The sequence below is a fragment of the Paenibacillus chibensis genome, assembly GCF_004001045.1.
GTDB classification, from domain to species: Bacteria; Bacillota; Bacilli; order Paenibacillales; family Paenibacillaceae; genus Paenibacillus_AQ; species Paenibacillus_AQ chibensis.
In genome coordinates this window covers 46,207-58,764 of the sequence record NZ_BIMK01000013.1, presented here as the reverse complement: position 1 = coordinate 58,764, position 12,558 = coordinate 46,207, and the positions used below count along the sequence as shown (strand labels likewise).

The 12,558-nt window shown below is 48.6% G+C and carries 11 protein-coding genes and 1 riboswitch; of the genes, 4 read left to right on the top strand and 7 right to left on the bottom strand.

Annotated features, from left to right (window positions below):
• Window positions 1-69 precede the first annotated feature (69 nt).
• The 7 genes from PCH05_RS12170 to PCH05_RS12140 all read right to left on the bottom strand — a co-directional run bounded on the left by PCH05_RS12170 (window position 70) and on the right by PCH05_RS12140 (window position 6,686).
• Window positions 70-507 carry a DUF2500 domain-containing protein gene (locus tag PCH05_RS12170; protein WP_127602665.1) on the bottom strand — a complete coding sequence of 146 codons (438 nt, stop codon included), beginning with the start codon at window positions 505-507 and terminating at the stop codon, window positions 70-72.
• A 149-nt stretch (window positions 508-656) separates the two neighbouring features.
• Window positions 657-836: a hypothetical protein gene (locus PCH05_RS12165; RefSeq protein WP_127602664.1), complete on the bottom strand. Its 180-nt coding sequence runs from the start codon at window positions 834-836 to the stop codon at window positions 657-659.
• Between the two features lie 170 nt (window positions 837-1,006).
• Window positions 1,007-2,299, bottom strand: a complete 1,293-nt coding sequence (locus PCH05_RS12160; protein ID WP_127602663.1) for a WD40/YVTN/BNR-like repeat-containing protein — start codon at window positions 2,297-2,299, stop codon at window positions 1,007-1,009.
• A gap of 175 nt (window positions 2,300-2,474) precedes the next feature.
• Window positions 2,475-3,860 (bottom strand): branched-chain amino acid transporter BcaP, encoded by a 1,386-nt coding sequence (gene bcaP, locus PCH05_RS12155; protein ID WP_127602662.1) that lies wholly within the window; start codon window positions 3,858-3,860, stop codon window positions 2,475-2,477.
• 248 nt (window positions 3,861-4,108) lie between these two features.
• On the bottom strand, window positions 4,109-4,711 hold the full coding sequence (locus PCH05_RS12150; protein ID WP_127602661.1) for a nitroreductase family protein: 603 nt from the start codon (window positions 4,709-4,711) through the stop codon (window positions 4,109-4,111).
• Window positions 4,712-5,011: 300 nt separating this feature from the next.
• Complete coding sequence (locus tag PCH05_RS12145; RefSeq protein WP_127602660.1) at window positions 5,012-5,689, bottom strand: SOS response-associated peptidase; 678 nt, start codon at window positions 5,687-5,689, stop codon at window positions 5,012-5,014.
• 85 nt (window positions 5,690-5,774) lie between these two features.
• Window positions 5,775-6,686, bottom strand: coding sequence for a tyrosine-type recombinase/integrase (locus PCH05_RS12140; protein WP_127602659.1), 912 nt, complete (start codon window positions 6,684-6,686; stop codon window positions 5,775-5,777).
• 398 nt (window positions 6,687-7,084) lie between these two features.
• Between PCH05_RS12140 and PCH05_RS12135 the strand changes: the two genes are divergently transcribed.
• The 4 genes from PCH05_RS12135 (at window position 7,085) to mgtA (ending at window position 12,461) form a co-directional block, all read left to right on the top strand.
• Window positions 7,085-7,624 carry an NADPH-dependent FMN reductase gene (locus tag PCH05_RS12135; RefSeq protein WP_127602658.1) on the top strand — a complete coding sequence of 180 codons (540 nt, stop codon included), beginning with the start codon at window positions 7,085-7,087 and terminating at the stop codon, window positions 7,622-7,624.
• A 174-nt stretch (window positions 7,625-7,798) separates the two neighbouring features.
• Complete coding sequence (gene cdaS, locus PCH05_RS12130) at window positions 7,799-8,419, top strand: sporulation-specific diadenylate cyclase CdaS (protein WP_127602657.1); 621 nt, start codon at window positions 7,799-7,801, stop codon at window positions 8,417-8,419.
• A 32-nt stretch (window positions 8,420-8,451) separates the two neighbouring features.
• A complete protein-coding gene (locus tag PCH05_RS12125; RefSeq protein ID WP_127602656.1) occupies window positions 8,452-9,072 on the top strand; it encodes a diadenylate cyclase in 621 nt (206 codons plus the stop codon).
• A gap of 231 nt (window positions 9,073-9,303) precedes the next feature.
• A riboswitch (M-box (ykoK) riboswitch) is annotated at window positions 9,304-9,477 on the top strand.
• 347 nt (window positions 9,478-9,824) lie between these two features.
• Window positions 9,825-12,461 carry a magnesium-translocating P-type ATPase gene (gene mgtA / locus PCH05_RS12120; protein WP_127602655.1) on the top strand — a complete coding sequence of 879 codons (2,637 nt, stop codon included), beginning with the start codon at window positions 9,825-9,827 and terminating at the stop codon, window positions 12,459-12,461.
• The last annotated feature ends 97 nt before the right edge of the window (window positions 12,462-12,558 follow it).

The following is a 12,558-nucleotide window of genomic DNA, read 5'->3' as shown; positions in this document are numbered from 1 at the left end:
CAAGAAACACTTGCGAAACAAAAAAGACCGCTTCCGTAAGGAATCGGTCCCATTATACGCTAGTTACGATCAGAAATGCTCATAATCGCGATAACGCGCGCCAGATTGTGCTTCCCTGGCAAAGCGCATGTTCCTTTCGAAACCCTTGAACCTCGTGCCTTGAAAAGTAAGCCGCCCGGAATCGCCTTCGGCGCATAATCCGTACTGCTGACCGTTGACGGTAAATTCCATGCGATCGCCGCTGTCCACCTCAAAGGTAATGAAATACGTCGTATTCGTATGACTGGTCATATGGTCATTCGGCTCGTGATGATGATGCTGGTTGATTTCCGTCCGCTTGCTGACGATTCGGGAATCCACGGTGAGAACAGGCTGCTTGTTATTCCGCCCCCACTGCAGCAATCCTCTGCCTGCCGACAAGATGATAATACCGATAATTACGACAAAAAAAATCGGCATGACTTTACCGAAGAAGTCAAACATCCAAAATGACGTCTCTCCTGGCATGCTTCTCCCTCCTCTATTGACTTTAGGCTAAGGTGGTGCAGAAACTCTAGTGGGCCTGTTCATAACAAGTATATGCAGCAGGGTTGACAAAAAAACCTCCACTTCGCTTTTTACGCGTGTGGAGGTTTCACGTTGAATATGCCGCTTGGTTACGCATGAACCTGATCCAGATAGTAACGGGTTTCATCTTGCTGTTCCCCGTCCAGCAGTCCCTGAGCCATCCAGCATTGCTTGCATTTCTCTTCCGTGTCGCAAGTATATGCATCCTGACAGTTGTAGCAGAACTGAAGGAAGTATTCCGTCGTTTTATCTTGAGTAAAGTTGGTCATGATTCTCACTCCCGTATGTTTAGGTTCTCCTTACACCCTTAGCGTATCATAACCGCAACATTAACATTGTGATTTATTTCACATTATTAAATTTTTGATATTTATGATGGCTTTCCTCCTCCAAATCGCTGGTAACAAATAAAAAACGGAGAACCAAAGTTCTCCGTCCCTTATAACACTCTCCAATTCAAACCGCCGTCCGTCGTTTGAAGAAGTCGCGAGCTTTTTTGTTCATTATTCTCCATTAAAAGCCAACCGACCCTTGGCGAGGAAAACTGCAGCTTGACTACCTCCGGATATTCCACGAGCTTTTCCTTAATGACCTCGTTATCGGAAACGAGAGACCATGTTTTCCCCTGATCCAACGTATGATAGATCGTGCTGCCGATCAGTGCCCAGCCCTCGTTCGGCCCAATAAATGTGGGGAGAATATCCTGATTCAGCCCTTTACTGACACCGAGCCCGAAGTTGGCAAATTTCCATGTGGCTCCGCCGTCCCCGGTGAAATAGCCGTTGTATTTGGTTTCGTTTCCGTTTTTGCAGCCGATCGAAATCCAGCCGTTTTGGCGGCCAGCATCGAAAAACTGCGGACGGTCTGTCGTGTAATTCACGCAATTTTTCAGCTTTTCCCGGTTAAAGAACGACGGTCCCGATATCCATTTGTTTCCTCCGTCGAGAGTCTGGTACAGCTTGGGCTCTCCGAGCTCCTGGACCATCGCATAGCCACGTAGGGGATCTACGAAGGATACCCCGATGGTATAGCCAAGATGAGGGATCGGACTGGCCACGGTAGACTTTTCCGGATTATATACCGTATTTTGCATGACAACATTCCAGATAGAGCCGCCGTCATCGGTGCGGTACAGAACCTTCAGCTCTTTCCCCGTCGTGGAATCCGCCGTGGTCATCATCCAGCCGCGTTGCGGCGTGTTGAACGTAATGGCGGAAACTCTGTTTTTTTGGGGAATGGATGAAATATCCCAGGTTTCCCCGCCGTCACTCGTATGAAGAACGATCGTTTCAGCCATTCCTGACGGATCGCGTACAATCCAGCCGTTCATCGGATCTGTAAAATAAATATCTTTGCCATAACGCGGATTTGCAGGAAACTGCACATTCGCCGAAGGCGAAATATTGACCCAGGTCTGCCCGTTATTTTTCGTCATATACATGCGGAGTTCATTACGCGTCAATCCCCATGCGATGCCCTTCGTCTCGCTCAGGAGCTGAAAATCGGTAAGCTTGGTCTGGATTTGATATTTACCTGTATCCTTTGTGTTCGTTTTCACTGTATCCGGTGCTACCACGGTCAAAGTCTGACCTTGATCGGCTGTCTCTTCAGCCGTATCCTGCAACGCAGGAGCATTCTCGGGCGTTGCCGTTTGTTCCTCACGGGAAGAACAAGCACTCAAAAATATGCAGAACAATAATAAGATCGAAGCAAGCTGTTGATACCTTTTCATTCATGTTCCTCCTCTCCCTGAGGACAGCTTGTCCTGCAAAAAGAAAACCTCCAATTCAAATCATATAACATAAAGAGGGGTTTGCGCCAGTTCATGCTGGGGAAAGGAATGAAATGCTAAGTATTATCTTCATTTAGATTTACATAATTATATTTACGTAACTCATTTTGACATTCTACGACTGATCATGGTTCAGCAAGCTATGCCTTCTGCCGTACATAAAATAAATTAACAAACCGACTACCATCCACACCCCAAAACCGATCCAAGTCATCGCCTGCAGATTGATCATTAAATAAAGGCAAGCCGCCGCACTCAACAAAGGCAAAAAAGGTACCCAAGGCACTCTGAATCCGCCTTTCTTATCCGGATTGTTCTTTCGAAGCGCGATAATTCCAAGGGAAACGACCCCAAAAGCAAACAACGTTCCGATGCTGGTCAAATTGGCCAGCTTGCTCAGCGGTACGAATCCTGTCAGCAAAGCGATCAGCGTTCCCGTCACCCAGGTGCTCTGCGTTGGCGTCTGAGCTTTGCCGCTGACACGGGAAAGCTTGCTCGTAATCAACCCGTCACGGGAGATCGCAAAGAGAAGCCTAGTCAAACCGAACAGCATGACGAGCAGAACGGTTGTCATACCGGCAATCGCCCCCACCGATGTCAGGCCAGCCAGAGCATTCTGATTCACGAATCGCAAGGCAAAAGCGACCGGATCCCCTACATTCAGGGAAGTATAAGGCACCATCCCCGTCAGCACCAGCGACACCAATATGTAAAGCAGCGTGCAGATCGCAAGGGAGGCGATAATGGCAATCGGCAGGTCACGCTGAGGTCTTTTTACCTCTTCAGCCGCCGTGGATACAGCATCAAAACCGATATAAGCGAAGAATACCGTGGCCGCCCCGTTAATGACCCCACCCACGCCAAAAGGAAGAAACGGGGACCAGTTATCCGGCTTCACGTAAAAGGCGCCTACACCTATAAATAACAGCACGACAACCAGCTTGACGATGACCATAATGCCGTTGAATCGCGCCGTCTCCTGAACACCCCGGTTCAATAAATAGGTAATGACGAAAATAATGACCATCGCAGGCAGATCAACAATCGACCCTCTTGAAGCGTCATAAGCTCCGGAAATGGCAACCGGCAGATGGATTCCGAAACCATCGAGCAGTCCGGTAAAATAGGAAGACCATCCGCTTGCAACAGCCGCCGCAGCCACGCCGTATTCCAGAATCAAGTCCCAGCCCAGGACCCAGGCGATAATCTCTCCAAACGCAACATAGCTGTATGCATAGGCGCTTCCTGAAACCGGAACGCTGGAGGCAAACTCCGAATAGCACAGTGCCGACAGCACGCATGTCAAAGCCGCAATCGCAAACGAGATGATGAGCGCCGGTCCTGCATGTACTGCCGCTGCCACACCTGTCAGGACAAAAATGCCCGTCCCTATGATGGCCCCGACTCCCAGCGCTGTCAGATCCAGAGCACTCAACGTTCTTTTCAGCTTACCATCCGTTTCGTCCAAGCTTCCAACCGTTTTTTTTCGAAAAATATCCATAATGTCCTCTCCTCGTTGTCTCTCTCTTTTCCTTTAAACGGCTAAAGCAATTTAGTTTATGGGGTTTAATTATGAGCTTCGAGTATTTTGATGTCAATTTATCATTTCATGGAAAAATATTACTTATTCCGGTAAGTTCGCGCTAATGAACATGATCTCCACAACGTGAAAAACCTCCCAGAATCTTCGCGGCCTCATACGGCGTAAGAAGTTTTTGGGAGTTGTATCCATGACAAAAATAGATGTCGCTATTGGAACACCTTGACACGTTCTTCAATCGGCATGAATTCCTTCTCGCCTGCAGGCGCCGTCGGTTTGCCGAATGGCATTTGAGCGATTAGCTTCCAGGAAGACGGGAGCTTCCATTCGGACTGTACCTGCTCGTCGATCAGCGGATTGTAGTGCTGCAGTGAGGCTCCAAAGCCTTCCTCCTCCAGCAACGTCCACACGATCAGCTGGATCATCCCCGAAGTCTGGTTAGCCCATACAGGGAAATTATCCTTATAGAGCGCGAATTGCTCCTGCAGATTTTTCACGATGTCCATGTCCTCGAAGAACAACACCGTGCCGTAGCCGCTTTTAAAGGAGTCGATTTTTTGTTCGGTATTCTTGAACGCTTCATCGTTATTGACAACCTTACGCAGGGTTTCCTTCGTCATATCCCACAGCTTGTCATGATTCGCTCCGAGCAGCAGAACCACGCGGGAGGTTTGCGAGTTAAACGAAGATGGCACGTATTTGACCGTCTCTTCGATGATTTGCTGAATGTTCTGGTCGGTACTCACGTTTTCTTTGCTGATCCCATAGATGGAACGTCTCTTTTTGAGTGCCTCGATGATGTTATTCGACATCCCGTTCTTCCCTCCGTTTTCTGAACTGATGATCATATGTTAATAAGGACCGGATTTAGGTCGCCAAACATTAAAATCCCCCCGTATCGAACCAAATATGCTTCACCCTGTCTCGCCTTGGCTTCCAATATAAAACGGTTCTATATCGTTGGAGAAACGAACAGAACCGTGATCTTCTTCAATTATTCAATTTTGTACGGATCCAATTTCCCCGTTATATCCTCGGCAGTTACGCTTGCAGCTGAATGAACCGGGTGGCATGGCCCCGGATAAACTCGCCGGTTCGCTCCATAAGCAATCTCAACGCTTGACCCAGGCAGTGCGCAGGTCCATTTCCCGGATACACTCCAAATGGTCATGATCGTCATTGTCGATGAGCGGCGTGACCGGATAAGCCTCCATCTCGTCGTCATCATATGTTTGAAGCAGCGAACGAAGCGAATGGAATGACGTATTCTCCTCATTCAGCCAATCCTTAATGGCTTCCTGAGGCAGTATAGCCGGCATGCGTGTTTCCTCAAAGCCTCCGATCAGACGATTCGCATTCGCCATGACCAAGGTACAAGTGCGCAGCGGCTCGCCTTTATAATCCTTCCATATTTCATACAAACCCGCGACGCCGAACATCCCGCGATTTTTCAGCACCACACGCACCGGATGCATCTTTTTGCCTTCTCTTTTCCAATAATACAACCCGTTGCATGGGATGACGCAGCGCTGCCGCTCAATCATTTTGCGGTATGTCGGGTTTTCTTTCACGGTATGCAGATCCGCATTCACCGCGTCCTTTCCCCAGTAGGGAATAAACCCCCAGCGGAATTCATCCAATACGCGTTCTCCATTTTGCTGAAGCAGCACGGGAGCCGATTGGGTAGGGCTGATATTGTAGCGGTTCTTGTAATAATACATCACGCGGTCCACCTGAAAATGCTCTAGCACGACCGGCAGGTCTTCAGTCATTGAATAACGCTGGCACATGCAGCATCACCCTCCTCTATGTGACATTAATGTCCGCATAAAACAGGAAAATTATGCATGAACGCATTCACGGTCCCGAGTTGGATTAAAACGGAAGCACAACCTCAAGCCGCGAAATGGCTTCTTCTTTTTCTCTGCTGGTGACATGCGTGTACACCGTCGTCGTTTGGATGGACGAATGGCCCAGCAGCTCCTGTACCGTTCGCAGATCGGCTCCTTTACGCAGCAGCATCGTAGCAAAAGAATGGCGCAGCTTGTGGCAGGAGTATGGAAGACGCTGCCGCTCCGGCAGATCGGATTGGTAGCGGTCGAACGTGTCGGCGGCGATTTGCTGTATGTTGCGGATCGAAAGACGCTGCCCTTTTTGTGATATGAACAGCGCGTCTTCTTTTCTGCGCCAAGGCGTGATTCTCTCTTCGAGTGCCCGGTCCAGCATCGCTGCGACAGCGTCCGGTACCGGGAGCGTCCGCCACTTCCTGCCCTTACCGAACACATCGAGGGTATGCCTGTCCCTGTTATAATCCGTCAGATTCAACGTGTGTACCTCCCCGACCCGCAAACCCATATAGGCCATGAGCAAAAATACGGCTGCGTTCCGGTAGCGGTACTTGCCCTCGATGCTTTTCAAAAAAAGCGGCAGCTGCTGCTCGTCCAAATATACCGGGGTGCGGTTCTTGTCGGTCTTGGATTTTTTGATGCCGGCAGCCGGGTTGGTTCCCGCCATCTCCAGCTCCATCAACGCTTTGAAAAAGCAATTCACGGCCGCATGCTTCCGGTTACGCGTCGCATCGCTGACTCCCTGCTCCCTGACGGATGACAAATACGACATGACATGGATTTTTTTGACCTGCTCCAGCTTCTTGCCACCGAGCGAATCGAGAAACTGCGATACATCGCCGAGGTAGGATTTTTGGGTGTGCAGCGTAAAGCCCGCATCCTTCATCCAGATCAGAAACGCCTCGATGAATTCTTCATAGCTGTCATTCACTGTTCTCATACTGGAACCCTCCTCTATGCAGAATGAGCAGTATTTTTCATGCGACATCGCCAAAAAACATTTTTTGGCATAAACTGAAACATTTTGGGGTTCAAGCCCCTTCAAAAAAGGTGCATAACCCGACATCCCATGAAATAAAAGTCGTTTTAATTAAAAACTGCGTATAATTTATGTTATGCGCTGTTTTTTAGCCTGCTTTTATTGTAGCACAATCGCCCTTCCCTTGGGAAAATGATGCTTATTCGCCCCCACTATGGATAATCTTGTTCTTTGCTCAAAATCCATAAAAAATTTCTATTACAAACTTTTCGTAAGTAGATTGACAAAGCATACTAACTGTTATTATTATAATTACAGCAACCTACTTAATCATGAGATTCGTCGAGGAGGAAATAACGATGTCCAAATTAAATATCGGCATTATCCTGGGCAGTACGCGTCAAGGTCGCTTGAGCCCGCAAGTCGGTGAATGGGTGAAACAAATCGCCGATGGTCGCGGAAACGCGAATTATGAAATCGTAGATATCGCAGATTACAAGCTTCCATTCTTGGGAGAATCCGATGCTACAGAGCAGGCAACAGCTTGGAACACCAAGCTCGCAGGCTTGGACGGCTTCGTATTCATCGTGCAAGAGTACAACCACAGCATCACCGCTTCCCTCAAGAACGCACTCGATTTTGCGCGTGATGCCTGGAACAATAAAGCAGCCGGGATCGTGAGCTACGGTTCGGTCGGCGGTGCCCGTGCGGCAGAGCATCTGCGCGGAATTTTGGGGGAATTATCCGTTGCGGACGTCCGCATTCACCCAGCGCTGTCCCTATTTACCGATTTTGAGAACGGAACGGTTTTCAAGCCGGCGGATCTTCATCTGGTTAATATCAATGGAATGCTTGACCAAGTGCTCGCCTGGAGCGGCGCTTTGAAAGTCCTTCGCTAAAATAAACGAACAGAAGCTGCCCATCCGTTATTTTCTTGACTCCGGGCAGCTTCTTTTTTGTGCAAATTACATATATGGACTTCGGAGCAAGCCCCCACTTTGTGGGGGTTATTTTATTTCAATAAATGGTTCCATCCGTGGGAATAACTATAGAAAGACAAGGAGGGTCACTTGATGGAGCCGGAAGCGCAATGCCGGGACTTAACGCCCCAAATGCATGAAATAAAGATGCGGTTAGAGAACATATCCAAGGACACCAAGACGCTCATCGCCTCCTTGGATCAAGAGGACATCGATATTCTGAAGGATCTTAAAAGCCTCTCAAAAAAAATGACCGACACAGCAAATATGGCATCCTCTTATCATTTAAATCGTTTATTGAATCCTTACACCCATAAATGCAATGTCATATTCAAAGCCGTGCAGCAGCTAAGCTCCAAACGCAAAGGAGCACTGATCGTCATCCAGAGGGACAATCCGATTGAGGATTTGATTACGAAGGGGATTCCCCTTTATGCCGAAATTTCTACATTGCTGCTCGACTCGATATTCCATGTGGGTACCCCGCTCCACGACGGATCCGTATTAATTCAAAACGATATCATCGTTTCGGCAGCGAACATCCTCCCCCTCACCCGCAAAACCTATAAACATGTGAAGTTAGGAACCCGTCATCGCGCTGCCATCGGTTTGTCGGAAAAATCGGACGCATTGATCTTTGTCGTATCCGAAGAGACGGGTAAACAGGCTTTTGCCTACCATGGTTCGTTATATACGTTCCAAGTTCCAACATGAACCTAACACACCTGTAGGAGTGAATATTGCACATGGATCGAAACTATTGCACCGGAGAGTTCCCGCTGCTGCGGAATGACCTGACGGACAAGCTCACGCAAATGGCTGCCCTTTTAGAACAAGACATCGCTACGCTCGAGCATAATGATATTCAAATCCTGAATGATATCGACACGATCACCAAAGGATTGTCAGAGCTCGAATCCATTACATCCACCTACTTCTTGAACTGCCTTCTATCCGAGTATACGGACCACAGCAAGGAAATCTCCCGGTCCATCCATAAAATGAGCCTGAACGGCCAGGAAGCGCTGATCGTACTGGAGAAAAACGACCCCGTATCACCGCTGGTCAAAGACGGGACGCCAATGAACGCCAAAATTTCCAGCCAACTGCTCGAGTCTATTTTCCATCCGGAGAGCCAATTATCGCATGGAGCGGTGCTCATTAAATCCGATATGGTCGTTTCCGCCTCGAATGTGCTGCCCGTCTCCAGTCAAATCTTTTGGGACCGCTTCTACAATGTCCGCGAGCTCTCTGCCCTAGGGTTGTCCGAACTGTGCGATGCATTAATCCTGCTCATCTCCAAAGACAAATCGACGCTGTTTTGTTTACATGGGAACTTGTTTCCTTTTTCTACGAGCTCTCCATAAAACAGGAGGAGATCTCTTTTTACACCTTGTTTGCAACGCAGACAATCGCGAGGAACTGCCTTGATTTGTTGCCGCGCGCTCGGATATGTAGAACGCAAGGCGGCTACCCTGTTGCTCTATCCGCCAACAGCCATCCCTGCCCATGTCACCTTTTTGAACGAGCGTGAATAGCTTGTTGTAAAAAAGGATTGACATCTTTAACCGCAGAGGTGTAGTATTTCCCTGTAAAACATATGACCTCGTTAGGTGAGGCTCCTATACAAACAGAGGCCACTGCCCGGAAACATCGAAAGATGCCAATGGGTAGAACAGGAACTGCCGGATTAAGGCTTTTCTTAAGGTGGCTAAGGGATATGCAATCTCTTTACGTTGTGTAGTGCTAAAACTCGACTAGGGGGAACCGTGAGCGCTAGGCGTGCTCTGTCTTTTTTTGCACGCGCTTGATCAAGATCCCTCTAGGAGAAACCTGGAGGGATCTTTTATTTTGAGAGGAGTGATCATTCACATGGACAGTATACCCCGTAGGATAAGAACCGAATATTTGCAACCATGTCCTGTGAAGAGCAGGAACTCGTTGTCCTCGATCACCCAACCTAGCCGCAAGAAGAAATTTGTCCGAAAATACCGACCGGACAGGTTTATTTAAGTGCGTCTTCGTCCGGTCGCATCCATGCATAACGAGTTCCGAAGCCGACGGCTCTCCTGCGGGAGAGTTTTTTTATGTCCAATTTTCAAAGGTGGAGGAATGTAACATGAGAAAAAACATCAAAACTATGGTCCAATCCCAAATGGAAATCAACCAACGTCTGATCGACGCATCCTACTGCTTGCCCGAGGATCTGTTGAGCGAGCTCGGCACTTCCCTCTCCGGTCTGAACGACACGGACGTCAAGGATAAACGGAGTGAATACGGCGACAACCAGATCGCTCATGAAAAACCGCCAGCCTGGTATATCCAGCTCCTCGGCAGCTTCAAAAGCCCGTTTATTCTCATTTTGCTCGCGCTTGATATTTTTTCTTATTTGACGGAAGACCTGACGGGTGTCATCGTCATCAGCACGATGGTTTCCATCAGTGTACTCATCTCGTTTACACAGGAATTCCGCTCCATCCGGACGGTCGAGAAACTGAAGGCACTGGTGAAAACGACTGCTACGGTGACCCGCAATGGATCGAAGCAAGAAATCGATATGCAAGAGCTGGTACCTGGAGACATCGTTCATTTGTCCGCGGGAGATTTGGTACCGGCCGATGTGCGGCTGCTGTCATCCAAGGATCTTCATGTCAGCGAATCTGCACTTACCGGCGAAGCCCTCCCGGTTGAAAAGCAGGATGCGCAAATCGCAGGAAACAAAGTAACCATAATGAAACGTCCGCGTCAAGCCAGTGCGCTGGAGCTCGGCAATCTGTGTTATATGGGCACGAATACCATTAGCGGCGCGGCCTCTGCCGTAGTTATCTCGACCGGAGCTTCCACGTATATTGGCTCCATGGCCAAAACGCTGACCGGCAAACGGCCCGTCACGAGCTTCGAAAAAGGCGTCAACAGCGTGACGTTCGTGCTCGTCCGTTTCATGCTCATCATGGTTCCTGTCATTTTTCTGATTAACGGCTTTACCAAAGGAAACTGGTCCGATGCACTCCTGTTTGGATTATCCGTCGCCGTCGGACTTACGCCTGAAATGCTTCCGGTCGTCGTCACGACCAACCTGGCGAAAGGCGCAGCCGTCATGTCCAAAAATAAGGTTGTCGTCAAACGTTTAAACGCCATCCAGAATTTCGGGGCAATGAACATTCTATGTACCGATAAAACCGGAACGCTGACCCAGGATAAGATCATTCTCGAAAAATATATGAATGTTCATGGGGACGAGGATTTGAAGGTGCTCGAATACGCTTACTTGAACAGCTATCATCAAACCGGTTTGAAAAATCTGCTTGATGTGGCCGTCCTGGAACATGTGGAGCTGACCGAGGTGCTCGGTGCGGAGAAGCATTACAAGAAAATCGATGAGATTCCGTTTGACTTTAACCGCCGCAGAATGTCGGTCGTCCTCGGGAAAAGCGGCAATGGCCACGTTCTTATATGCAAAGGAGCTATCGAGGAAATTTTGGATGTATGCACGCATGTTATGAACCAAGGCCAGATGATCGAATTGACGCCTTCTCTGATCGAAAAAGCAAAACAAATGGTGCATGAGCTGAACCATGACGGTCAACGTGTTATCGCCGTTGCGATCAAAACCGTTTCTCCGAAGGAAGAGCCTTATGGCAAACAGGATGAGTCCAACCTCACCCTGATCGGTTACGTGGGGTTTATCGATCCCCCGAAGGAAACAGCCAAAACCGCCATACAGGCATTGAAGCAAAACGGCGTCGATATCAAAGTGCTGACAGGCGATAACGCAGCCGTAACCCAAAAAGTATGCAAGGATGTCGGACTGTACGTCGATCGAATTGTGCTCGGGAGCGAGATCGATCATTTGAATGAACGAGAACTTGCCGATTTGGCGGAGCAAACGACCGTGTTCGCCAAATTGAATCCGCTGCAAAAGTCCAGAATCGTAGAAGCGCTGCAATCCAAAGGGCATACGGTCGGGTTCATGGGAGACGGAATGAATGATGCCGCGTCCCTCCGCCAAGCGGATGTTGGCATTTCGGTCGACACGGCTGTGGATATCGCCAAGGAATCGGCGGACATTATTTTGCTCGAGAAAAGCCTGATGGTATTGGAAGCCGGTGTGATTGAAGGCCGCCAAACCTTCGGCAATATCATCAAATATATTAAAATGACCGCAAGCTCCAATTTCGGGAATGTATTCAGCGTGCTGGGTTCTAGCGCATTCTTGCCCTTCCTGCCCATGCTGCCTATTCACTTGCTGATTCAAAACCTGTTCTACGATATTTCGCAGCTGTCGATTCCTTGGGATCGTATGGATAGAGAATTTCTGAAAAAGCCCAGAACATGGGATGCCAAATCCATCGGCAGATTCATGCTGTATATTGGGCCGATCAGTTCAATTTTCGATTATGCCACCTTCTTTTTGATGTACTTTATTTTCTCGGCCAACACGCCTGCGGCTCAATCCCTGTTCCAATCCGGCTGGTTCATTGAAGGGCTTCTGTCCCAAACCTTGATTGTACACATGATCCGCACCGAGAAAATTCCATTTATTCAAAGCCGAGCCAGTCTCCCCGTGCTTCTGTTAACTAGCTTGATTATCGTTGCCGGAATCTTCATTCCTTTCAGCGTATTCGGAGCCAGCGTAGGACTGCAGCCATTGCCTCTCTCCTATTTCCCTTGGCTTGCCGGCATCCTGCTCGGCTACTGCTTCCTGACGCAAATGATCAAGAAATGGTATATCCGAAAGTTCCAAGAGTGGCTGTAAGCAGCATAATAACGACTTAAGCTGTCTTATGGATGCATTGAATCCTTTTGCGCTCAAAAACGTCCTGCCTATGAAAAGGCAAGATAATCATCGGGGG